The sequence below is a fragment of the Leuconostoc holzapfelii genome, from assembly GCF_012396485.1.
In the GTDB taxonomy this organism is placed as follows: Bacteria; Bacillota; Bacilli; order Lactobacillales; family Lactobacillaceae; genus Leuconostoc; species Leuconostoc holzapfelii.
Map to the genome: position 1 here is coordinate 1 of NZ_JAAXPO010000002.1, position 24,432 is coordinate 24,432.

Consider the following 24,432-nt stretch of genomic DNA (forward strand, 5'->3'; position numbering starts at 1 on the left):
CAGTCAGAAAGAATTAGATCAAATTAATCATTGGATTAATGCCAGGCCAATGAAAACGCTCAACTGGCAATCACCACGAAAAGTCTTTCAGAAACATGCGGTGTTCGGATGATTCTTGCAATCTGCCGTATTTAATCCTTGATGTAAAAGAACAATCAGCCTATTTTCGAAAGTTCAGAACGAATTCTGATGTAAAATTAAAGGGTACTGCATTCTATAAAAGTAGTGTTGGATCAAGACTTTATTTGTACGTTAACGAAGATAAAAAAATTTAGTCGCACTTGATCGCGAACAAAGTTATGGCGGTTTGAGAGCAGTTGGTCAGCTACACAATGTTTTCATTTTGACAGCTGATAGAGGCACATTCTCAAATGTACCTCTTATGACAACCGTTGTTGCCACCGACTCTCTTGGTGTCGGCAATATATCAAAAAAACAAGATTCATGACCCGTTTGACATAAAAAACGCAAAGGTAATTCAATAGACATTGGATAAATACTAAACCCATCTGGGCGTACATATACGTGCTGAATAACCACGTTAAAAGATTAGGAGAGTTTTACAGTGTTTAATTACAATAATTTCATGGATAGATTTAAAACTTGGCGAAAAAAGCCAATATTTTGGGTAGCAATGCTGTTTTTATGGCCCTTACTTTTACTTGGGTTACTCGTGATATTAGGTTTATGGTCAATTCAAGATATTAAAAAAAATCGAGGCCAGCGCTCTTGGTACCAAATACGCGGTACATATGGGCTACTTTTTATCGGAATACTTTTATTATCAGGATTTACGCAAAAAAACGGATCTAACAATACTGAAATTAATAGTCAGGCATCATCAACAATGGTTTCTAGTCAATCTGATAAAAGCGACGACCAATCTAGTTCAGAAGCTAAAGCCAGCTCGAAAGCACAACAAGAAAGCATTGCAGCATCTGAAAAAGCTGCATCTGAAGCCTCTGAAAAGGCTGCTTATGATGCGTCTGTAAAAGCAAGCTCAGAAGCAGCAGTCTCCTCACAAAATGCTGCTTCTGAAAGTGCCGCACGTGCCTCAGCCGCTATAGCAGCTGAGGAGGCTTCTAAAGCGTATGAAGCTAAAAGCGTTGTTCAACAAACAACAGAACAACCAACGCCACAGAACGATACTGGCGGCACTGTATTTGTTACAGGAGGTGGCAGATCGGATGTTTATTGGTATAGTACATCTTCTATGCCTGCCAGAACAAATAAAAATAATATCATCACAATGACGGAAGCAGATGCCTTAGCTCAAGGTAAACGTCATTCAATGACAGAGTGACCCATGCCCTTTTTGGCATACATACTAGAAAATGAAGTCTCTAAAATAAGACAAAATAAAAAACACACCACGTCCGCCAACACAAAGAGATGTGCATAGAGCTAAAACAAACGCCCCCTCCTTTTTTAAGGAGGTTTTTTTATGGCATCAATTTACAAACGTGGTAAAACTTGGACGGCAAGTGTGTCTGTCCATATTAACGGCGTATACAAGAAAAAAAACCAAGTCAGGATTTATAACAAAAACAGAAGCGAATAGATGGGCTGTCGAAATCGAAAGCCAACGGAATAATAGTACTCTACCAACAAAAGATGGCATCATCTCTGAAATGTTTAAAGAATGGTATTTAGTGTTTAAAGAGCCTTGATTACAGACTCACAGTAAGGCTGGGTACAAAGCCATCATTAGGTTGTTAGACAAGAAATGGCCCAACCAATTGCTATCACGCATAACGACAGCTGACTTTCAGAAATTGATAAATGAATATGGAAAAACTCACGTTAAGTCTTCAGTTTTCCACATTAAAAACATAATCAGTGCGTTCGTGAAATACGCCGTTGATGAAGACTTTATTTATAAAAACTTTGCTAGAAACGTCAAAACATATTCCAATAAACCAAGCAAAGATAATGATGCCGTGTCTAGCTGTATTATTATAGTAGCGATCTACACAGGAGCTAGATTTTCTGAGATTGCTGGACTAACGAAAGATAATATTGACTTAGAAACAGGAATAATAGACGTCAATAAATCATGGGAAGCCAGTGAACTTGAATTCAAATCAACCAAAACAGTTGCATCAAATAAAGTTGTTGATCTCCCCCAATCTCTCATTGAAATCGCTAAAAACTGGACGTTTGGTAACCGTTTTGCATTTGAAGGTACAACAGCTACCACCATCAAACGACGCCGTAAATAAGCATTTAAGGCGCTTCTTGGAAAACAATTTATGCAAGCTCAATACATTCCACGGTCTACGCCATACTCATGCCAGTTACCTTCTCTCAAAAGACATAACTATTCAATATGTAAGCGAGAGACTGGGTCACGCTGATGTTAATATTACATCAAGCACCTACGCTCACCTACTAGAAAAGAAACGTAATATCGAATCAAAAAAAGACATTAAATGAGCTAGATAGGTTGTAGCAAATTATTCAGAAATGGGGCATTTTTGAGAACAAACAAGCACATGAGAGAACAGCTTAAAAATCGCGTCACATCGATGTTTTAACACAAAAAAACGCCCTACCAGTAAACCTGATAGAACGGCAAGCATAGCGCTAGAGGGAGTCGAACCCTCGATTTCGGCCTGAGAAGCCGACGTCTTGACCACTTGACCATAGCGCCATAACAAGATATAAGTATACAGAAAAAAAGGGACAACGTCAATAACCAATACAAAAGCCCGACGGCATTCGGCGGGCTTTTTTGATTTAACGCAAGATCTTTTCGGCTTCAACCTTCACATCTTTTGGTTGCATTGCTTCAAAAGTCTTAAGATGTGCTAGTGTAGCTACCGTGTCTTTATTATTTTCGACCATATAATGATGCCACAACGCATCGCGTAATGGGGTTTTGTCCTCACTCCAATCAAACACCTCATTCATCGGAAGATCTAACATTTGATACTGTTCATCAGCCATTTCATGGCCCCCTTTCTTACACCTCTGTTATAGTGCTTTTGCTACAAAAATGCAAATCATTCAGCTTTTTCTTTACAATCCATATACGGCTTGCTATACTTCACGTGTCACGCAAACTTTACGATTAAAGCTGTCGATTAAGCTGAGGTAGCCCTATGAAAATCTTACCCATTTTTTTGACCTGATCATCAGTCACCAACTTATCAGTCAATCGCCCACAACATCGTATAATATCATGTAGTGACTGACACGCAGCCCGCCGCTTGCAATCGGTTATTTGCCCGTGCCCCTGTCCTCGCACCACCTTTTGATACTTGATGATTTACTTCATCAGCCCTTTTTCCTGAAAAATGACCAACTAATCATTTTTCAGATCGTGTTTTAATCAACTGTTATAAGGAGCACAATATGATTCAATTGACAGAACTTACCAAAAAATTTGGCGATAAAATTGCCGTTGACCACATGAATATGAGCCTCAATCCCGGCCAAGTAATGGGACTTATTGGCCAAAATGGCGCTGGGAAAACAACTACTTTTCGAATGATTCTCAATTTCATTGCGCCAACTTCCGGCACAATTACTTGGAATAACCAACCCATTACGCAGCAAGACAAACAAAAGATTGGCTTTCTGCCAGAAGAGCGTGGCTTGTATCAAAAATTAACGATTGAAGAACAAGTCTTATATTTTGCTGAACTTCACGGCATGCGGCGCAGTGATGCGCGCACTGCGCTAGCAGATTGGCTCAAACGTCTTGATGTCGTTGGTAAAGCAACCGACAAAGTCCAATCGCTCTCAAAAGGGAATGCCCAAAAAGTGCAAATGATTGCGGCATTGATTTTCAACCCTGAATTGATTATCTTAGATGAACCATTCTCAGGTCTGGATCCGGTTAACACCAGCATTATGATGCATGAAATTATTCGTATGCGCGATCAAGGCGCCATGATCATTTTTTCCAGTCATGACATGGATAATGTCACTAAAATTTCTGATAATCTCACCATGCTCAAAAAAGGCCAAGTGATTTTGCAAGGTGGCGTGCAAGAAATCCGTGAACAGTTTGGTCGGACAAGAATCTATGTCGAAGGCCCATTCACACAAACGGAGTTGGCGCAGTTACCTGGTGTCGATCATATCACCCCACAAGGGGCTGGATTTGACCTTGTTGTGACTGACGAAGCGGTCGGCCATGATATTTTCAACTATGTGACCCGCAATGGCTATATTCCAGCCTTCTCACAACAACCCCCAACCTTAGATGATATTTTCCGACAGGAGGTCGCTCACAATGCCTAAAGGACTCATGATTGTCATCAAACAAACGTACCGGAATCATTTCAAATCTCGTGGCTATTGGCTGTTAGTGCTCTCACCACTTATTTTTACCGGCATCACCTTTGGTGTCACCAAGATGCAAGGCAACACCACGCCAAATGTGGCGGTTATCGGCAACCCTGCTGTACGCCAAGTCATGATGAAAAGCGAAAAAGGGCTTGATCTCAAGGTCTCAGCAATCACATCAGCTGCGGCTGCAACAAAAGCACTGGACAAACAAACACTTGACGGCATGTTGACTTTTGATACCCACGGTGCAACCCTCACAACACAGCCAAAAAGTAACAAAATTAATCAAGAAGCGATTAGTAGTATTTTAGGCAACCTGGCGCGCACGCAAAAAGCGGCGCAATACGGGCTCACACCAGAACAAACCCAAGCATTGGTTCAACCATACCAGTTAAAGGCCGTGGTCAAGCAAGCGGATAACCGCACCACTAATGGCGATAACTCATCAATGACCAATTATGGCATGGCTGTCGCCATAGGCGTGATCACGCTGGCCGTCGTGATGTGGTATACCTCAATGATTGCCACTGAAATTGCCAACGAAAAGTCGTCTCGGATTATGGAAACTTTATTGGCAGCGACCTCATCAAACATTCAATATTTTGGTAAAATCATTGGTATTTTTGCCTTAGCGCTGACGCATATGATTCTGTATTTAGCCGCTGGTACCCTTGCCTATATCATCTTTAAAAATAATGCCGTGGTCACTGGTATTGCCCATAATTTCTCGGGTATTACAGTCGGATTTACCGTTTACGCGGTTTGCTTCATTCTCGTGGCGGTAGCCTTGTATCTCGTTCTGACAGCAATTATTGCTTCCCTTGTGAATGATAATTCACAAGTCCAACAAGCTGTCGGCCCCGTTACCCTCCTGGCCATGATTGGTTACTTCTTTAGCTATTTCATGACCAATATGCCAAACAATATTGCGATTAAAATTTTAAGTTACGTCCCTTTTATTTCACAAAGCATGATGCCTGTCCGTCTGGTGACCAAAGTTGAAACTTGGCCTGCAGGCATTATCGCTTTGCTCATAGCCATTATCACGCTATTGATCTTAGCTTGGTTTGGCCGTCGAATCTATGCCAAGAACGTCCTATCCTATAGCGATGACAAAATCATGTCACAACTCATCAAAAATATTAAACGTCGCGATTAACTTGAGGTACTTATGACCACCCCTTTCTTTCTCAACAATAAAAAATGGTATACCCTGGAAAACCGCACCACAACGGATGGTGTCCCATTTCAGCGCTTTGAGCTCACGAATAAAGCCACCCCAGAAGCCATTGCTAGCTTCAAAGCAACTATGATTGCAATCGGATCAGAAGGTCAGATCGCACCAGATAACTTAAATCGCTTTCAACAAGCCTTGGGTTATGCTGCTCGTCGCCATTATCTGTCAGAATCACATGGTCTTTCTGATAACGATTTAGCTCAAACCCTTAACTTTATCAGTTACGCCATTCGTTCTTATCAATTACTAGATGATGCGCTCACGCCGCCAAACATGCTTATTTTTAGCAAGCGAATCGCCACACTTTATCGACAATTCTTGAAGCAGCACCCTACTCGCATTATTGACCCAGACCTCAATGCCTGGATTGTTGCACAAGACCAGCGATTACCGCAATGAAAAAGCTACGACATCTGTCGTAGCTTTTTTCATTACTTATACCAGCTATCAGCTAGTTTTTTATGAGATTTGAGCCATGCATCTGCGGCATCCTTTGGTGATTTACCGTTTTGGATGGCTAACATCACACCTTCCATATCATCTTTAGTCCAGTGGAAGTTATCCAAGACTTTTTCAAGTTTTGGGTTGTCCTTTTTCAGCCCTTTACGGGTAAAGGTTTGAATATTTTCACCCTTTCCCATCGTTTGCTTCGGATCTGCCAAATACTTCAAATGATACTTACTAAACATCCAATGTGGCGACCAACCAGTCACAACAATGTCTTTTTTAGCTTTATATGCTTTATCTAGCGCAATCGCCATGGCACCAGATGATGAACCCTGTAATTGCCATCCCTTCAAATTATCGTAACTTTTAAGGGTCTTTTGCGCACTCGCCATTTCACCGGCCCCTGGTTCAATTCCAGTAATGGTTTTGTCCGCTTGATTCGTTAAATCAGCAATAGAATTCGCTGCCATATAATCAGGGACAACAAGTCCTGTTTTAGCGCCACGTAAGTTTGGTCCGAGCATATCGACATCATTTTTAAATTTGTTATATAACACCTTATTCGTGTATGGCAACCAGGCACTGACAGAGGCGTCAACTTGCCCTTTCGCCACAGATTGCCATAAAACGGCACTATCTAACGGCGTCATCGTCACATTATAACCATGCTGGCGCAATGACTCAGCCAACACGTTAGTAGAAGCTACTTCTGAATCCCATTCCACGTAACCAAGGTTAACGCGTTGTCCTGTTTGCTTTTGCGCAGTCATCATATTAATGGCCCCACCACCAATCATGACAAGTACTGTTGCCAAAATTGTCCAACGCTTCCATGGTTGTGTGTCAACTTTTTGGCCAGGTTGAGTATTTAACTTCTGTGTAAATCGATCAATAATAATCGCCAAAATAACTAGACCAAGACCGTTAACGAAACCAGACCCAATATTAGCGTGTTGCACGGCTGACAAAACACCACGACCAAGGCCAGGTGCGCCAATCATAGAAGCCGTCACGACCATCGACAAGGCCAACATAATCGTTTGGTTGGCACCAGCCAAGATCGTATTGCGCGCGCTTGGTAATTCCAACTTAATGAGCTTTTGCCAGGTCGTTGACCCAAATGAATCGGCTGCTTCAACCAATGACTCTGGGACTTGTCGAATACCAAGATCAGTCATACGCACCATAGGTGGTAAAGCAAAGATAATCGATGCAAACACACCAGGGACCACACCAATACCAAAGAAGGCAACCGCTGGAATCAAATAGACAAATCCTGGCATGGTCTGCATAAAGTCCAAAATCGGCTTCACAATGGCTGCCGTCTTTGGTGACTTGGCTGTAAGAATCCCTAATGGAATCCCAATGATCAGAGAAATGACCGAGGCCATGATGACCAGCGTCAACGTACTCATCAGGTCATCCCACAAGTTTTGGTTAGCAACAATGGCTAATCCAAAAAAAGTGAAGGCGGGGAAACCATATTTTTTCGGTGTGGTTAAAATGGCAATGAGTGTGATCCCAGCAATCATTAACGGCATTGGAATCGCCGTCAACCCATTGGTCAACCCATCCATCACAGTCTGTCCAACATGTTGCATGAAACTAAACAAACCAGCTAAATGATTCGTTAACCAGTTAACGCCCGCCGTCACCCAATCTTCTAAGGGTAATTTAGGTATATTAAGCATCTTCATCCTCTCCTTGTGTATCAGCTAGTGCTTCCAAAATCGCACCACGAATCACGACGCCTTTCACCCGTTGATTCTCATCAACCACCGCAACAGGTGTCTGCGCATCGTAAATAATTGGCAAAATATCCGCAATTAACGTGTCTAACGTGACCGTTGGCATTTCTGCGACAACATCTGCCAATGGGGTCTTCTCTCGGCGAGCCTGTACGGCCGCATCAGATGACAGATACCCGAGTAGCTCGCGACTACGGTTGACCGCCACAAGCCCTGACACTTCTTCATCAGCCATTTTACGCAAAGCAACGGTTGGCCCATCGACATTCAAATTCGTCGTCAAGGCTGGAATCATAATACTTTCAGCCGTCAGCACCTTCGTACGATCCACGCCACCAATAAATGTCCGAACATAATCGTTGGCTGGTTCCGTTAAGATTTCTTCACCAGTCCCGACTTGTTGCAACTGACCATCTTTCATAATGGCAATATGGTCACCAATATGCAGCGCTTCATTCAAATCGTGCGTGATAAAAATAATTGTTTTGCGCACGTTGGCCTGCAAGTCCAACAATTCTTCTTGCATTTCCCCACGAACCAAAGGATCTAAGGCTGAAAAAGCTTCATCCATTAGTAAAATATCAGGATCGTTCGTCAGCGCCCGTGCCAAACCGACACGTTGCTGCATACCACCAGAAAGTTGGTTGGGATACTGATCTTTAAAACTGAGTAACTTGGCATTGTCCAGGGCTTTTTCGGCGCGGCGACGGCGCTCTGCTTTATCAACACCCTGTACTTCCAAACCATACTCCGTGTTCTCTAACAAGGTGCGGTGTGGAAATAACGCGAAGTTCTGGAAAACCATGCTCATCTTTTTCCGTCGAATTTCAAGCATTTGTTTCTTATTAAACTTAGTAATCTCTTGTCCATCAATAAATAGTTGGCCGTCAGTCGGCTCAATTAACCGATTCAGTAGTCGAATCAAGGTTGATTTTCCAGAGCCAGAAAGCCCCATAATGACGAAAATTTCGCCTGCTTCAATGCTCATATTAATGTCGTAAACCCCGACTGTGCTGCCGGTCTTTTCGACAATTTCATTCTTGCTCTTATTTTCCTTCACCATTCTCAGTGCTGCCTTGGGCCGCTTACCAAAAATCTTTGTGAGATGTTTAATCTCAACTTTATTCGTCATGAAATCCTCCACTTCGTTTTAAACAGATAATTTTACCTGTCTCCCATTGACTCTGTTTGCGATTTAACTTATACTGCAAAGTGACAACTTATTATTTGAAACAAATTGCCTCTAAGTGATGTCTTATATTTTGTCACAAGTTGTCACTTTTGTCAAATGGGGTAATTTTTTGGAGAGCCTTATGCAAACAATTCGAGAACCGCGCTATCGCAAAATTGCGTATCAAATCGCACAAAAAATTGCGGACAATGAGTACCCTGTCGGTAGTAAATTACACGCTCGTTCCACCCTATCCGTCGCTTTTGGGGTCTCCTCTGAAACCGCTCGCAAGGCCGTCAGTGTGCTAGCTGACTTAGAGATTGTGAAGCCGATTCATGGCAGCGGCGTGGAAGTTTTATCTCGGGAAAAAGCCCGGGTGTTTTTAAATCAATCGCAAGCGACTTTTGATATTCATACCACCCATGGTCAAATTAATGCTTTAATTGACCAACAGAAGCAAGACATCAAGTCTTTGGAACATCAATTGTCTTTGCTTTTTGATCAAACACAACGCGTGCAACGCCATCGCCATAGTCCACTAACCCCTTATGAACTTGAGTTACTTGAAGCCAGTCCCAAGTTAGGGCTGTCAGTGGGGAGTTTGAATCTTTGGCAAATTACTGGTGCAACCGTGGTCGCCATCTTACACGAGGATGATTTGGTCATTTCGCCCGGCCCTTATGCCGTGATTGAACAAGGGGATACACTCTATTTTGTCGGTAATGAAACCGCTGTGCAAACGGTGTACAACTTCTTTTATCAACAATAAGCAAAAAAGCCAGCAATGCTGGCTTTTTTCTTGTGCTTGACAAGTTTTTATCTTAATTGTAAACTTAATTATCCAAATAAGTTTACAAAAGGAAGCATTATGAAAACTCAAAAACTCACACTCACAGTGATGATGATCGCCATTTTGATTGTCATGGCTTACATCCCAGCGATTCCAGTCGGCATCGTCCCCATTGTTGTCCAAAACATGGGCATCATGCTGGCAGGCGCCCTCCTTGGTTGGCGCAATGGCGTCCTAGCAATTATCGTTTGGTTATTAATGGCCGCTGTTGGCCTGCCCGTACTTGTCGGTGGTGTTGGTGGGTTGGCGCCTTTCTTTGGCGCTACCGCCGGTTACATTTGGGCCTATCCTTTTGCAGCTGCACTGATTGGTTTCAGTGTGCAAACGCTAGATCGCTTCCATAAGACGAATTTCGTGACGTTACTCGCAGTCATCATCCTCTTTGGTGTGATATTAGTTGATGTCAGTGGTGCCGTTGGCCTTACCGTAGTGACACACATGCCATTGGCTAAAGCGCTCATCATGCAACTGACTTTTGTGCCTGGTGATCTAGCCAAAACCGTGTTGGCCACCATCGTTACACTAGCCTTACGTCGCCGGTTTAAGCTTTTGACGCATGCCTAATATTATTGGCCTAGCCGTCGACGAGGCTGGTCGTTGCACCCACTGGCACACTGACGTTGACATTGTGGCCAATAAATGTGCCCAGTGTCAAGCATATTATGCGTGCTATTTGTGTCATAACGCCTTAACTACGCACCCTTTTGCACCCGTTGCAATGGCTGATTTAGGCGTGCTTTGCGGGGCTTGTGGTTTTGAAATGACCGGTACCGTCTATGCGACATGCACGGCTTGTCCCAACTGCCAACATCCCTTTAATCCAAAATGCCATTTACATCATGAGATTTATTTCTGCTAAAATTAACTTATGAAAACAGCAGAAAAACTTCTTAATATCTTTGTTACCCATGCCGAAGAATGGGTTTCGGGCGAATCAATTGCCAACGATCTTGACATCTCGCGCGCAGCGGTATGGAAAGGTATTAATAAACTGACTTTGTCCGGTTTTACCATTGAGAGTCAGCGTGGCTTAGGTTACCGCTATATTCCCAGCGAAAAAATGACTGGCACAGAGATTCAACATCTTTTGCCTTTCCCAGTTGCAGTCCGCGTATTTGATTCACTAGACTCAACCAATCGCTATGCAAAATTAGCGCTGATTGCCGAAGATTTGACGGCCCCATTGGTGGTCATTTCAAATATTCAAACGCACGGTGTTGGCCACCTAGGCCAATCGTTTTTCTCGCCCAGTCAAACTGGGCTGTATTTGAGTATTGCCTTACCGCTCACCATCAAAGATACCGTACAACCGAATTTATTAGCGCTAAGCACGGCAGTGAGTGTCGCAAAGAGTGTCCAAACGCTTTTTGGCGAAACGCTTCAATTCCAATGGATCAACAATCTGTATCTCAATCAAAAAAAAGTGGGTGGTATCTTAACTGAAGCAATTTCAACTTTTGAAACCCAGACTTATTCCGGCTTAGTCGTGGGGATTGGACTCAACCTCACCCCATCACATGCTGAGCATCCCCAACATATGGGGGCGATCACACAGACTTTATCGCTTTCGCGCAATAAAATCGCTGCCCAAATCATTGCTGATTTTTTTGACATGTATCGTCATTATGCAACGGGCCAATATCTCCCAGATTATCGTCGCAAGTTGATCGGGGTGGGACAACCCATCACAATCAATACAAACAACGCCGCGTTGACGGGGACACTCGTTTCCGTTACGGATCAAGGCTATCTGCAATTACAGACCGATGACACGTGCGTTACGCTCACGCATGGCGACATGCGCTAAAAAAGCACCGGCAGCAGCCGGTGCTTTTCGTTTATTATGCCTTGGCTTGTTGTTCAGCCAACGTCACTGTGTTTTCCAATAATGTCGCAATTGTCATTGGGCCAACACCACCAGGTACTGGTGTAATGTAGCTCGCAATCCCTTGCACTGAGTCAAAGTTGACATCCCCAACTGCTTTGCCATCAACGTAGTTCATGCCAACATCAACCACAACAGCCCCTTCTTTCAAGTCAGCGCCTTGAATAAAGTCTGGGATACCAACACCAACAACCACAATATCAGCAGCCTTTAAGTGCGCTTTTAACATGGCTTCAGGTGTATAACGGTGCGCTAGGGTCACAGTCGCATCCGCATTGTTTAGCAACGCAAACATTGGGCGACCGAAGAGTTGTGAACGCCCAACGACGACCGCCTGCTTGCCAAAAGTTTCAATTTTATAGTGGTTTAATAAGGTCATCACCCCTTGTGGCGTGGCCGCAACCGTATAATCAGCCAACGCGTCGCCAAAGAGCATGCCCTGCACAGTTGCACCGAGCCCATCGGCGTCTTTATGTGGGGCAACGGCCGAGAAGATATCACGTTCCTTGACACCCTTGGCCAAAGGACTTTGCACTAAAATACCTGTAATTGAATCATCTGCATTCAACTCTGCGACCAACTTCAAGACACTTTCGGTGGTTGCATCGGCATCGGTTGGGATGTCTCTTGTTTGAATGCCTAGTGCTGCTGCTTTTTTAGATTTCATCCCCACATACAAACGGCTACCGTCGTTTTGGGGATCATAAATCACAGCCAAAGTGACTGGCTTGCCAAGTTTTGCCACACGTTCAGCAGTCTTTGCATTAGTGAGCTTCGCCACTGCCGCGCCATCAAGTATTTCAGTCATCAAATGCTCCTTCGTTTGTCCGCACTTTTGTGTTATATTTTTCTTAACAAATCTAATCCATTGGAGTTTCTTATGTCAGATCATCGGATCAGTTGGGATCAATACTTTATTGCCCAAGCCGCTATTTTATCAACACGTTCAACTTGTACTCGTCTCCACGTCGGCGCCGTGCTGGTTCAAAATAACCGCATCATTGCAAGTGGTTATAATGGCGCCGTTGCCGGCACACCACATTGTACCGATGTTGGTGACTTGATCGTTGATGGCCACTGCATTCGTGCAGTTCATGCGGAACAAAATGCCCTCATGCAAGCCGCCCAAATGGGCATTAGCGTGGCTGGTGCTACGGTCTATGTCACCGACGTGCCCTGTGTGCATTGTACAAAGCTCTTGTTGCAAGCTGGCGTATCAAAAATTAATTTCATGCGCAACTACCGCAACGATCCCTTTGCAGAGGAATTGTTAGCACAAAAACATGTGCCTTTGCAACAAGTCCCCTTTTCACAAGAAACGGCCAATCAAATTGACTTATCTCGCTTCGTGGCACATGAATAATCTAGCATAAAACTCTTAAATTGTTTGTTAATAACGAACTATTTTTATTTTATCATAATTTATCTGTTTAGAAAACGAATACTCGAAATCCTTATCATAATCTCACTTAATTCAGGGCATGCCTGTTATTGCAAGAAAACACGCTGTCGACCCGTTGCCAAAAGCCCATGATAGCAAGCAATTCGCCGGTTTTCAAAACACGGACAAACTTGCCAACCTGGTCAAAATTCGTTAATATTTAAGATAGATGATCACAAGAAAGGAACCGCGTAATTAACCGTTTGCGCGACTAACACGATGTCAAAAAATGAACAGCAATACCTTGATTTGGCGCAAAAAGTATTGGATGAAGGTAGCCTAAAAGGCGATCGAACAGGCACTGGGACACATTCCCTGTTCGGTACACAAATGCGTTTTGATTTACAAGAAGGGTTTCCCTTATTAACCACCAAGAAGGTTTTCTTTGGGTTAATTAAGTCAGAACTTCTTTGGTTCCTACGTGGCGACAATAATATTCGCTTCCTATTACAACACAATAACCATATCTGGGACGAATGGGCCTTTAAAAACTGGATTGAATCGGCAGATTACACCGGACCTGATATGACAAACTTCGGCCATCGCGCCGAAACTGATCCTGAGTTTGCGGCCGTTTACCAAACGCAAAAGGCGATTTTTGTCGACAAAATTTTAAACGATGATGACTTTATGGAAAAGTTTGGTTATGTCGGTGACGTCTATGGTAAACTGTGGCGTGGCTGGGAAACCACCAGTGTGACTGCAGACACTGAGACAATCGATCAAGTGGCGCGTCTGGTCGAAGAGATTAAAACTACTCCCGATTCACGCCGTCTCATTCTAACGGCCTGGAACGCTGAGAAAACACCACAAGCGCCCTTGCCTTCTTGCCATGTGCTGAGTCAATTCTATGTCGCCGATGGTAAATTAAGCCTGCAATTGTACCAACGTTCAGGCGATTTCTTCTTGGGCGTGCCTTTCAACATTGCCTCATATTCACTGTTGTTACATATGATGGCTGCTCAAACTGGCTATGAAGTTGGCGATTTTGTGCATACGATCGGTGATACGCATATTTATAATAACCACGTGGCCCAGATCACAGAACAACTTGCCCGTCCAATGCATGACTTACCAAAACTGTGGTTAAATCCCGACGTGACATCAATTTTTGATTACACCATGGATGACATCAAAGTGCTCGACTATGAAAGCGAAGCACCAATTAAAGCACCAGTCGCAGTCTAATATCACTGCTCTTGCGCACAAAAAACAGTCCCTTACCAGGGACTGTTTTTAATTGTCATAAGCATCTGACCACAATACAATCTCATGTGCTGCAAGTGAGGATGGAACATCAATCATCTTCTGATTCGATGAACCGCGAAAGCGAAGGCTCAAATCCATCAACGCTTGAACAAAACGGCCATCCACCAAAACGTCGAGTTCGTTCAGCAAGGCTTGTTTATCCGGCGTTTCTTCAGCTAATTCTTCCCAAGTATAACCCGTCCAAGACCAAATATCTTTGGTGGTCCCAAACTCTGCACGAACGCGTCGCGTCAACTTTAGCGCGACGGCCGTATTTAAAAACGGTTCTCCGCCAAGTAACGTTAAGCCTTGAACATATGGTTGGCGAAGATCTGCAATGATTTGATCTTCAAGTGTCTGGGTATAGGGTGAGCCATAATGGAAGTTTTGTGCCACCACATTGTAGCAACCTGGGCATAAAAACTTACAACCAGATAAATAAATGGCACAGCGAACGCCCGGCCCGTCCACCATCGTAAATGGTTTGTAATCCGCAACATAATTTTCTGACAAGTCATCGGATTGCCATTCTTGCCGATCAGGCACGGTAATGCCATTAGCGAGTTTCTTTGACATGTGACGTATTCACCTCCTGTTGCGACATGTTTTTCACGCGTGAGACAATTTCCACGTGGCGCCCATGAATCATGGGCCGCGCTTGCGGATTACCTAAGTAGCCACAAGTCCGTTTGACAACGTCACAAGTTGCCGGATCATGATTGCCACATTCAGGACAACAAAAGCCGCGTGCAGTTGGCTTAAAGTCACCCTCAAAACCGCATTTGAAGCACTTATCAATTGGTGTGTTCGTCCCCAGATAGCCGACACGGTCATACGCATAATCCCACACTGCTTCTAACGCTGCTGGGTTTTGTTTAAGGTTGGGATACTCACAATAATGGATAAACCCACCATTGGCGTATTGCGGATAATCTGCTTCAAAAGCCAGTTTTTCAAATGGGTTAGGATGTTTCCGCACATCATAATGAAATGAATTCGTATAGTAGTCTTTGTCAGTAATTTCTGGCACTTGACCAAAACGCGCTTGATCTAACTCACAGAACCGGTCGGTTAACGATTCGGCCGGTGTTGAGTACACCGAATAATGATAGCCATCTTCTTGCTCCCATTGCTGACACGCCTCGTGCAAACGCCGGACAATCTCAACAGTAAATTCATGAGCCGTGGCGTTGTTTTCCCAATCAGGACCATAAAAAACAGTCCCAGTTTCATATAAGCCAATGTAACCCAGTGATAAAGTCGCCCGCCCATTGGCAAAGAGTTGATCCACATTGGCGGTGATTTTCCGCCCAAAAGCCCCATGTTGATACAATAACGGTGCGTTAGCCGGATCAGCTTCTTTCGTTCGTGCGAGCTTAAACTTTAACGCTGCCTTAGCAATCACCAAACGGTCAGCTAAAATTGTCCAAAAAAGGGCCTGGTCTCCACCCGATTGCATGGCGATGCGCGGAATATTTAATGTCACAACCCCTAGATTCATCCGACCTTCATTCACTTCACGACCTTGATCATCACGCCAGCCTTGTAAAAATGACCGGCAGCCCATAGGGGCTTTAAATGACCCCGTGAGCGCGACAATTTTCTCGTAATTTAACACATCGGGATACATACGCTTGGCTGCACACACAATGGCCTGTTGCTTGATATCATAATTGGGGTCTTCGGGTGCCAAATTCACCCCACGCTTCAGTGAAAATACAAGTTTTGGAAAAATCGCTGTACGGTGTTCTGGGCCAAGCCCTTGAATCCGAATCGCAAAAATAGCCAGTTGAATCTCACGCGCGGCCCAACTCGTGCCCAGCCCAAACCCTAACGTGGTAAAAGGTGTCTGACCTTGCGCGGAAGCGAGCGTGTTAATCTCATATTCCAAGCCTTGCATGGCATCATAAATATCTTTTTTGGTTTGTGCTTTTGCATAGGCCACTTGCTGGTCAGCGGGGACAAATGCTTTGGCCACGGCTAAATGTTTTTCATAATTCATTTCAGCATATGGGGCCAGCACTTCATCAGCCCGATTGACCGATATGCCACCATATTGGGCAGAAGCAACATTCGCAATAATTTGGGCCATTTGGGCGGTTGCAGTGCCAATTGATTTGGGCGTGGTCACTTGCGCATTCCCCATCGTGTAACCCTGTGCGAACAAATATTTAAAATCAATTAAGCAACAATTCGTCATGGGACTCAGCGGTGTGTAGTCTAAATCATGCCAATGTATGTCACCCCGCACGTGCGCTTTGGCCACTGCTTCGGGTAACAACTGCAAACCACGTGATTTTCCAATCATCCCCGCGGTTAAATCGCGAAACGTGTTAAACACCTGTGCATCTTTATTCGCATTTTCATGCAAAGTTTTATCGTCTTGTGCCAACAACGCATCTAATTTTTTTTCGGTATTTAATGCCTGCTGCCATGTACGAGCTTGTTCGGCTTCCTTTTCTTGATAACATGCTGCCGCCTCAGGCGCCAATTGCGCCAACACCGAAACAATTGTCTCAGCAAGTCGTTGGGTAGTTAATCCTGACGTTTTTGCCACTAGGTCATCTACTGCTGCTAGCACCTGATCACGGGTTGTCTCATCCACTGCAAGCAGCGCTAAAATTAAGCCAATTTTGTATCGCCGAAACAACACCATTTCCCCTGATTGTTTTCTGATTGTTGTTTTTACACTTGTTTCTATCATCACATAATGTGCCCCTATTTCTCAACATTGGCCAGACACACACGACCGCAAACACGCGCGTCGCTGACCTTATTAAGCATTATGCGCGTCATTCGTTCCCCTTGTCAAACACCTGTTCTCTGTATATTTAATCTCATAAAGTCCCCGTGTTTCAAATAATTTGGCCGTTAGTTGGTACGCAATGTGAGCTGTGCAAACATGCCCGAACCATTATTTATTCATTATTTTTTGTAAGCCATTGTGAGAATCCTGACGTCAATTGCTTATCGTGGCATCGGTGATGTATAAGTTCATCATATAACAATCTCTTTACAAAACTTGAAACAAAAAAACTTGCTTCTAAAAAGAAACAAGTTTGAGATTCAGAACTTCTCGGCGAACTGAATAATTGCAAACACTGAAAGCGTTTACAGTAATATTATATCAATTTTTAACCATTGGTCAACCCTCTAAATAACTTGTTGCTTAGCCTTGGGCATCAATCATTTGAGACCCTAATTCAAAGTTATGTGAGTAGTCCACCGGTATATCCACCACAACTGGCCCTTCAGTGGCAAAGGCTTCATCTAGCACGGCATCCAATTCGTCTGGTGTGTTCACACGCAAGCCCTTGGCCCCAAAACTATCAGCATACTTCACCAAGTCAATGTTGCCAAAATCAACACCGGCTGAGCGACCATCATACTTCATTTCTTCTTGGAACTTCACCATGTCATAATGCGCGTTATCATTCCAAACAATATGCACGGTGTTCAACTTTAAACGAACCGCCGTTTCAAGTTCCATTGCTGAGAAGAAGAAACCACCGTCACCTGAGACAGAGACTGCTTTGGCATTTGGCCGTACCATTGCCGCTGTCATCGCCCATGGCAAACCAACACCAAGTGTTTGCATGCCATTTGAGATCAGGAAGTGGCGCGCAACATATGACTTAAAGTGACGCGCCATCCAAATGTAATGTGACCCAATGTCAGTGGCGACAGTCATGTCATCAGTGACATGTGCTTGAATGGCCTTAATCACGTTCAATGGGTGATTGAGGTGTCCTTGCGCTGGCGTATAAGTTGGTTCATCTGAGGCACGCAAGTCAGCCTTTAATGTCTTCAAAGTTGCTTGACTCGCTGCAGGTAATTCATAGCCAGCAACGCGGTCTGCTAATAAGTCCAAGCTTTGGGCCAAGTCACCAACGAGTTGACGTTGTGGCACAAAGTTGTTATCAATTTGAACGGGTGCTGTATCTAGCGCCACAATGTTCAAATCATTTTCCTTATTCCAGTTACGTGGCTCGTATTCGATGGCGTCATAACCCACTGTAATGACCAAGTCAGATTGCTTCAACAACTTGTCACCAGTTTGGTTACGGAAGAAGCCGATCCGGCCAAAGAACGTTTCTGGTTCAAGTTCACGAGAAATCACCCCTGAACCTTGGAATGTTTCAACCACAGGCAATGTTGTTTGCTTCAACAACTTGTGCAAGGCAGCGACTGTGGCATCATCAGAACCACGCGCACCAACCAACAACACTGGCAACTTGGCTTGCTTGACTTGTTCAGCTAGCCAATCCAGATCAGCTAATGACGCGGCACCCTGCTGTGCGTATGGGATTGCTGGCAAAGCTTCAAATGAAACCGGCGCATCATCCACATCTTGTGGCAATGACACAAACGCGGCACCCTTTTTGGCACCGTTAGCAGCCGCAAAAGCATTGGCCATGATTTCTGAAATGTTGTTTGGATCTTGAATTTCTGAACTAAAATTCGTGATTGGCGCAAACAACGCCACAGAATTGGTTGATTGATGTGTCAAACGATACAAGTCCTTACGTGGGACTTGGCCGCCAATGGCCACCACTGGATCGCTTTCAGCACTTGCTGTCATCAAGCCACTCACCAAATTACCCACACCAGGGCCAGATGTGACAACTGTCACGCCAGTCTTACCGGTAATACGGGCAAATGCCTGCGCCATGAAGACAGCATTTTGTTCGTGACGGGTAACAATCAACTTCGGTACTTTTTGACCTGGCGCTGGGTGTTCCAACGTTGTAAAGAGGCGGTCGATTTTGGCCCCGGGAATTCCGAAAACCAAATCAACCCCATGGTTCGTCAAACTATCTGCAACAATATCTGCACCGTACTTTTGATCTGACATGTTATATCAAGGGTATTGCACGCATTGTCATCACCCGCACCGGACATGTGAACTGGCAACCACGCAATATCCATTCCTCCATATTTTTTCAATAAGCTTATCATAGCACTTTTTGTACAATAATGGTCAAAAAAACTTTGTGAAATTCATCGTTATAACAGTGTTTTACCTTTCACAAAGTTGTTTTTGTCATGAAAAAAAAGTTATCCAACCGGATAACTTTTAATTTAATCACTAAATTCAAAGACGAAATCAGAATTATTGATGCGGACATCATCCCCATCTTTGGCCCCCGCAGCACGTAAGGCATCATCCACACCCATGTGGCGCAATTGACGCCCAAAACGCATAATGGTCGCATCTCGTTGAATATTCGTCATCAAGAACAACTTTTCAACTTCTGCACCGCCCACAATCCATTGCTCTGACTCATCAGACCATGCAATGGTGAAGTCATGCTTTTCTGGCTTAAAGTCATACGTCTTTTCAGTCGGTGCGGCCTCAACAACTGGACGATAACTTTCTGGTGCTGGCGCTGTTGCCAACGTATCGGCCGTTAAGCGCATCAGTTCTTGGACCCCATCGCGCGTCAACGCCGAAATCGGCACGATTTGTGGTGGTGTTGGCAAGCCTGATTCTTCAGCGACCGATTGCTTGAAGGCAATCAGATGCTCTGCTGAGTCTGGCATATCCATCTTGGTTGGCACAACAATTTGTGGGCGATCCAAAATCGTCTCATCATATTGTTGTAACTCATCCAAAATCTTACGGTATTGTGTGTATGGATCTGTGCCTTCAATACCTGACATGTCCACTAAGTGCAACACAACTTTTGTGCGTTCAACGTGGCGTAAGAATTGGAATCCCAAGCCAACACCTTGTGCCGCACCTTCAATTAGTCCTGGTAAATCGGCCATGACGAAATCACGTTCATCTGGTAAACGGACCATGCCGATGTTGGGCGCTAACGTTGTAAAATGATAAGCGGCTACTTTAGGCTTTGCATTGGAAACAACGGAAAGCAATGTTGATTTCCCAGCTGATGGGAAACCTACCAAACCAACATCAGCTAAGACTTTCAATTCAAGCTTCAAATTCCGAATTTCACCTGGCTCGCCGTTTTCCGACAATTCTGGTGCTGGGTTAGCTGGTGTGGCAAAATGAATGTTCCCGCGACCACCACGGCCACCCTTGGCCACAACAAGCTCTTGCCCATTTTCAAGTAGGTCCCCGAGTATTTCACCAGTATCGGCATCTCTCACCGTCGTGCCTTGGGGAACTTTAATATAGCGGTCATCAGATGATGCGCCCGTCATGCCTTTTGTGCCACCATTACCGCCGGGTTGAGCTTTAAAATGCCGGTTATACCGGAAATCCATCAACGTGCGTAACCCTTCATCGACTTTAAAAATAATTGAGCCACCGTGACCACCGTCACCACCAAAAGGGCCGCCCATGGCGACAAATTTTTCATGACGGAACGATACAATACCGTCGCCCCCTTTTCCGGCTTTTACTTCAATTTCTGCTTGATCTACAAATGCCATAGTCTTATTGCGCGCAACACGTTACCTCACCTTGAACCAACCAGCTTAAATTTCCTTGGTCTGTCAGATGCGTGGCGCCCTTTCTCCTTGTCTGCTTACAGCGTAAGCTTGCGATATTTTAATACTCTAGTTTACCATAAAAAGGGCTGACATGCGACTTTTACGCTGTGCATCACGCCCCCGATTGTAAACTTAAATGAATCACTCGGGCTAATTTTTCGTTAATGCCAATCGCTTGTAACTCAGCAATTGAGGCTGATGCGATTTTAGGCAGCGAACCAAATTCTCGCAGCAGTTTTTGGCGCGTTTTTGGGCCAACACCATCAATCGTATCCAGTCTTGAAGCCAAAGTGTTTTTGCTACGAAGTTGCCGATGAAAACTCACGGCAAAACGATGCACTTCTTCTTGCACGCGTTGAATCAAGAAGAAACCCTCTGATTGTTTACCAAAGGTCACAACCTCACCAGTATGTCCATCAATCAAATCCGCTGTTTTATGCTTATCATTTTTAACCATGGCCGCCAGCGGGACATGCGTTAAGCCTAATTCGTCGACCAATACTTCTTTGGCCGCATGAAGCTGAATTTCGCCGCCATCCATTAAAATCAAATCTGGCATGTCGCCACCTTCTTTTAACAGGCGTGAATAACGCCGACGAATAACCTCTTGCGTTTCCGCCCATTCATCCGCATGGTCCACGGACTTAATTTTATACTTGCGATACAGGTCTTTATTTGGGACACCATCTTCAAATACCACCATGGCACTGACAATTTCAACCCCTTGGGTGTGCGAATGATCAAAAGCCTCAATCCGGTGTCCCATGGGAATATGCAAGGCATCGGTAATTTCGCGCATGGCACCGGTGGTTTTCTTCTCATTGAGTTGCATCAGACGGAACTTTTCCTCTAGTGCAATCCGCGCATTTTTCTGCGCCAAATCTAGCAAATCACGCTTTTCGCCACGCACTGGTGTCCGCACCGGCACCCCCAATACTTCGGCCAGTGCCGTGGTATCAATCCCTTTGGGCACTAGGACTTCATTTGGTTTTTGGATGTTACGCTGGGCATAAAACTGTTGAATAAAATTCATCATTTCTTCATCAGCGGAACCCACCACCGAAAATGTCTGCTTATATTGCCTAATCAGCCGCGCTTGACGAAGGAAAAAGACTGCCACTGTCATCCAACCTTTATCCAAATGATAATTAAATAAGTCACGCGGTGTCGTATCTTTTGACAACACCCGCTGACTTTCGACTGTTTCATCAATATATTTCAACTGATCACGGAGGTCAGCTGCTTGTTCAAAAGCTAACGTCTCTGCCGCAGCCGCCATCTTTTTAGCGATTGTTTTCTTAACGGCTGCCGTATCACCGTCCAAAAAGCGCTTAATCCGGTCCACTTGCGCGGTATACTCAGCCTCTGGCACTTCATGCCAACAAGCGCCCAAACATTGTCCCATATTATAATACAGGCAAGGCCGACCTTGGAACCCATTGCAGCGACGCAAGGGATAGTTTTTCTCTAAAAAGCGCAACGTTTCTTGGGCGGCAAACACGTTCGGATAGGGGCCAAAATAAAAACCACCATCTTTTTTCACTTCGTTGACCATCGCCATTTTGGGATCACGTTCTTTGGTAATTTTAATGTATGGATAGCCCGTCCCATACTTCAGTCGAATGTTATAGTAAGGTTTGTATTTTTTGATCAGTTCGTTTTCTAACAAAAAGGCTTCTTTGTCAGAATTGGTCACGATATAATCAAAATCCACAATGTTTTGAACCAATTCCGCCGTTTTTCCCGTGTGATCTTGTTTAAAGTACGACCGGACGCGGTTTTTCAAATTTTTGGCCTTACCCACATAGATAATTTTGCCATTTTGGTCTTTCATTTGATATGACCCGGGTTCTGCTGGCAGTAACGCGAGTTTTTGTTCAATGTGTTGAGATGGATTTGCTAACATATTTTTATTATACCAAGCCAGGCCAATAATTTGGTCGAAAATAAAAACACGCGTTCGCGTGTTTTGTTTTTGATTAAGCTTCGTGTTGTAAGGCTGCCCCAACAAAGTCATGGTACAAACCTTCGGGACGATCAGGACGTGAGAGGAATTCTGGGTGGTATTGGGCCGCAACGAAGAAATCATTCTTTGGATATTCAATCACTTCCATCAAACGATTATCTGGAGAGGTTGCCGCAAAGACCATGCCCGCCTTTTCAAATTCGTCACGGAACTTTGTGTTAAATTCATAACGGTGACGGTGACGTTGTTCAACTTCTTCAACATCGCCGTAAGCCTTAGCTGTTAGTGTGCCTTGCTTTAACATGGCTGGGTAAAGGCCCAAACGCAATGTCCCACCAAGATTTTCCACGTTTTCTTGATCCTTCATCAAATCAATAATTGGTGCTTGCGTGTTTGGTGCTAATTCAGTTGAGTTGGCATCTGCATAACCCAAGACATGACGGGCAAATTCAACAGAAGCCAACTGCATCCCCAAGCAAACACCCAAGAATGGTGTGTTCGTTTCCCGAGCAAAACGAATCGCTTGAATTTTACCTTCGGTTCCACGAGCCCCAAAGCCACCAGGTACCATCACACCATCAGCATCGGCCAGCAATGCTTGCACGTTTTCAGCTGTGACTGTTTCGGACTTAATGTGGTTAATGTTGACTTCAGCATCTTGGGCATAACCGGCATGCTTTAAGGCTTCATTAACTGAAATATACGCATCTGGCAAATCTGTATACTTACCAACTAAAGCAATATTGACGGTCTTCTTTGGATGCTTGATGTGATCCACCATGGCAGTCCATGCTGTCATGTCAGCCTTTGGTGCATCAATCTGTAACTTTTCCAAAACGACATCATCCATGCCTTGCGCTTGCAAGTTCATTGGAATGTCATACAATGATTCTACGTCACGTGATTCAATTACCGCATTGGCATTGACATCCGTAAAGGTTGAAATCTTTTGCTTCAAACCATCTTCCAACGGTTCAGAAGTACGCAAGACGATCATATCTGGTTGAATACCTAATGAACGCAATTGTGCCACCGAATGTTGCGTTGGCTTAGTTTTAGCTTCACCAGCGGCTGTTAAGTAAACAATCAAGCTCGTGTGAATGTAGAAGACATTATCATTGCCAAGATCAGACTTCATTTGACGCAAAGCTTCGATAAATGGCAAACTTTCAATATCACCAACTGTCCCACCAACTTCGACGATCACAACATCGGCATCCGTTGATTCCGCTGCCTTTTTCATCTTGTCTTTAATCGCATCTGTGATGTGTGGAATCACTTGCACTGTGCCACCGTTATAGTCACCGCGACGTTCCTTGGCCAAGACTTCTGAATAAATCCGCCCCGTCGTCACGTTTGAATACATGTTGGTGTTAATATCCATGAAACGTTCATAATGACCCATGTCCAAATCAGTTTCAAGGCCATCCCCCGTCACAAAGGTTTCACCGTGTTGGTAAGGTGACATGGTGCCTGGATCAATGTTGATGTAAGGGTCCAACTTTTGAATCGCTAGTTTCAAGCCGCGATTCTTCAATAAGCGGCCAAGTGATGCCGCAACAATACCTTTTCCCAGAGATGATACCACACCACCTGTGACGAAAATGTACTTTACTTGTTTATCTGCCATGATGCCTCCTCATGATTTAGCGCTGGGCGCCTGCAACGATTCAGGGGT

Annotated in this window: 23 protein-coding genes, 1 tRNA gene and 1 pseudogene; 14 read left to right on the plus strand and 11 right to left on the minus strand. The window is 44.4% G+C overall.

Going from position 1 to position 24,432, the window contains the following annotated elements; genetic code table 11:
- From HF966_RS01425 to HF966_RS08935, 5 genes and pseudogenes are all read left to right on the plus strand, one after another.
- Positions 1–112: pseudogene (locus tag HF966_RS01425) on the plus strand (IS30 family transposase); the annotation flags it as partial.
- A gap of 453 nt (positions 113–565) precedes the next feature.
- Positions 566–1,303: a hypothetical protein gene (locus HF966_RS01430; RefSeq protein WP_168675894.1), complete on the plus strand. Its 738-nt coding sequence runs from the start codon at positions 566–568 to the stop codon at positions 1,301–1,303.
- A gap of 181 nt (positions 1,304–1,484) precedes the next feature.
- Positions 1,485–1,670, plus strand: coding sequence for an Arm DNA-binding domain-containing protein (locus tag HF966_RS08845; RefSeq protein ID WP_246586630.1), 186 nt, complete (start codon positions 1,485–1,487; stop codon positions 1,668–1,670).
- 177 nt (positions 1,671–1,847) lie between these two features.
- Entirely contained in the window at positions 1,848–2,222 is a 375-nt protein-coding gene (locus tag HF966_RS08850) for a tyrosine-type recombinase/integrase (RefSeq protein ID WP_246586625.1), read from the plus strand.
- Between the two features lie 16 nt (positions 2,223–2,238).
- Positions 2,239–2,436, plus strand: coding sequence for a tyrosine-type recombinase/integrase (locus HF966_RS08935; protein WP_281418505.1), 198 nt, complete (start codon positions 2,239–2,241; stop codon positions 2,434–2,436).
- A 145-nt stretch (positions 2,437–2,581) separates the two neighbouring features.
- Here HF966_RS08935 and HF966_RS01440 read toward each other — a convergent pair.
- Together HF966_RS01440 and HF966_RS01445 are read right to left on the minus strand one after the other, a co-directional pair.
- Positions 2,582–2,653 (minus strand) — tRNA-Glu (locus HF966_RS01440).
- A gap of 86 nt (positions 2,654–2,739) precedes the next feature.
- Positions 2,740–2,949, minus strand: a complete 210-nt coding sequence (locus tag HF966_RS01445) for a P8 family protein (protein WP_168675895.1) — start codon at positions 2,947–2,949, stop codon at positions 2,740–2,742.
- Positions 2,950–3,357: 408 nt separating this feature from the next.
- Here HF966_RS01445 and HF966_RS01450 point away from each other — a divergent pair, with 408 nt between their 5' ends.
- Genes HF966_RS01450 through HF966_RS01460 form a run of 3 tightly spaced genes read left to right on the plus strand, consistent with a single transcriptional unit; the run spans position 3,358 to position 5,935 of the window.
- Positions 3,358–4,251, plus strand: coding sequence for an ABC transporter ATP-binding protein (locus tag HF966_RS01450; protein ID WP_168675896.1), 894 nt, complete (start codon positions 3,358–3,360; stop codon positions 4,249–4,251).
- Positions 4,244–5,458: an ABC transporter permease gene (locus HF966_RS01455; RefSeq protein ID WP_168675897.1), complete on the plus strand. Its 1,215-nt coding sequence runs from the start codon at positions 4,244–4,246 to the stop codon at positions 5,456–5,458. Before HF966_RS01450 ends, HF966_RS01455 begins: the two co-directional genes overlap by 8 nt.
- A gap of 12 nt (positions 5,459–5,470) precedes the next feature.
- Positions 5,471–5,935, plus strand: a complete 465-nt coding sequence (locus tag HF966_RS01460; protein WP_168675898.1) for a substrate-binding protein — start codon at positions 5,471–5,473, stop codon at positions 5,933–5,935.
- Positions 5,936–5,967: 32 nt separating this feature from the next.
- Here the strand turns inward: HF966_RS01460 and HF966_RS01465 are convergent, their stop codons facing one another.
- On the minus strand, positions 5,968–7,674 hold the full coding sequence (locus tag HF966_RS01465) for an ABC transporter permease/substrate binding protein (protein ID WP_168675899.1): 1,707 nt from the start codon (positions 7,672–7,674) through the stop codon (positions 5,968–5,970).
- On the minus strand, positions 7,667–8,863 hold the full coding sequence (locus HF966_RS01470) for a quaternary amine ABC transporter ATP-binding protein (protein WP_168675900.1): 1,197 nt from the start codon (positions 8,861–8,863) through the stop codon (positions 7,667–7,669). The genes HF966_RS01465 and HF966_RS01470 overlap by 8 nt, the downstream gene beginning before the upstream one ends.
- A 181-nt stretch (positions 8,864–9,044) precedes the next feature.
- Here HF966_RS01470 and HF966_RS01475 point away from each other — a divergent pair, with 181 nt between their 5' ends.
- The 4 genes from HF966_RS01475 (at position 9,045) to HF966_RS01490 (ending at position 11,559) form a co-directional block, all read left to right on the plus strand.
- Entirely contained in the window at positions 9,045–9,671 is a 627-nt protein-coding gene (locus HF966_RS01475) for a GntR family transcriptional regulator (protein ID WP_168675901.1), read from the plus strand.
- Between the two features lie 99 nt (positions 9,672–9,770).
- Positions 9,771–10,316 carry a biotin transporter BioY gene (locus HF966_RS01480; RefSeq protein WP_168675902.1) on the plus strand — a complete coding sequence of 182 codons (546 nt, stop codon included), beginning with the start codon at positions 9,771–9,773 and terminating at the stop codon, positions 10,314–10,316.
- 64 nt (positions 10,317–10,380) lie between these two features.
- Complete coding sequence (locus HF966_RS01485; RefSeq protein ID WP_345719089.1) at positions 10,381–10,611, plus strand: CHY zinc finger protein; 231 nt, start codon at positions 10,381–10,383, stop codon at positions 10,609–10,611.
- A gap of 9 nt (positions 10,612–10,620) precedes the next feature.
- Positions 10,621–11,559: a biotin--[acetyl-CoA-carboxylase] ligase gene (locus tag HF966_RS01490; RefSeq protein WP_168675904.1), complete on the plus strand. Its 939-nt coding sequence runs from the start codon at positions 10,621–10,623 to the stop codon at positions 11,557–11,559.
- Positions 11,560–11,593: 34 nt separating this feature from the next.
- On the opposite strand, the gene HF966_RS01495 is transcribed toward HF966_RS01490, so the two are convergent.
- On the minus strand, positions 11,594–12,445 hold the full coding sequence (locus HF966_RS01495) for a bifunctional 5,10-methylenetetrahydrofolate dehydrogenase/5,10-methenyltetrahydrofolate cyclohydrolase (RefSeq protein WP_168675905.1): 852 nt from the start codon (positions 12,443–12,445) through the stop codon (positions 11,594–11,596).
- A gap of 72 nt (positions 12,446–12,517) precedes the next feature.
- On the opposite strand from HF966_RS01495, the gene HF966_RS01500 reads away from it, so the two are divergent.
- Together HF966_RS01500 and HF966_RS01505 are read left to right on the plus strand one after the other, a co-directional pair.
- A complete protein-coding gene (locus HF966_RS01500) occupies positions 12,518–13,000 on the plus strand; it encodes a deoxycytidylate deaminase (RefSeq protein WP_168675906.1) in 483 nt (160 codons plus the stop codon).
- 297 nt (positions 13,001–13,297) lie between these two features.
- Entirely contained in the window at positions 13,298–14,266 is a 969-nt protein-coding gene (locus HF966_RS01505; RefSeq protein ID WP_168675907.1) for a thymidylate synthase, read from the plus strand.
- A 48-nt stretch (positions 14,267–14,314) separates the two neighbouring features.
- Here the strand turns inward: HF966_RS01505 and nrdG are convergent, their stop codons facing one another.
- The 6 genes from nrdG to pyrG form a co-directional block, all read right to left on the minus strand.
- Positions 14,315–14,902 (minus strand): anaerobic ribonucleoside-triphosphate reductase activating protein, encoded by a 588-nt coding sequence (gene nrdG / locus HF966_RS01510; protein ID WP_168675908.1) that lies wholly within the window; start codon positions 14,900–14,902, stop codon positions 14,315–14,317.
- On the minus strand, positions 14,883–17,030 hold the full coding sequence (gene nrdD, locus HF966_RS01515; RefSeq protein WP_168675909.1) for an anaerobic ribonucleoside-triphosphate reductase: 2,148 nt from the start codon (positions 17,028–17,030) through the stop codon (positions 14,883–14,885). Before nrdD ends, nrdG begins: the two co-directional genes overlap by 20 nt.
- Positions 17,031–17,495: 465 nt before the next feature.
- Positions 17,496–19,181, minus strand: coding sequence for an acetolactate synthase AlsS (gene alsS, locus HF966_RS01520; protein WP_168675910.1), 1,686 nt, complete (start codon positions 19,179–19,181; stop codon positions 17,496–17,498).
- Between the two features lie 227 nt (positions 19,182–19,408).
- On the minus strand, positions 19,409–20,728 hold the full coding sequence (gene obgE / locus HF966_RS01525) for a GTPase ObgE (RefSeq protein WP_168675911.1): 1,320 nt from the start codon (positions 20,726–20,728) through the stop codon (positions 19,409–19,411).
- A 172-nt stretch (positions 20,729–20,900) separates the two neighbouring features.
- A complete protein-coding gene (gene uvrC, locus HF966_RS01530; protein ID WP_168675912.1) occupies positions 20,901–22,694 on the minus strand; it encodes an excinuclease ABC subunit UvrC in 1,794 nt (597 codons plus the stop codon).
- Positions 22,695–22,767: 73 nt separating this feature from the next.
- Complete coding sequence (gene pyrG / locus HF966_RS01535) at positions 22,768–24,384, minus strand: CTP synthase (protein WP_168675913.1); 1,617 nt, start codon at positions 24,382–24,384, stop codon at positions 22,768–22,770.
- Positions 24,385–24,432: the final 48 nt, after the last annotated feature.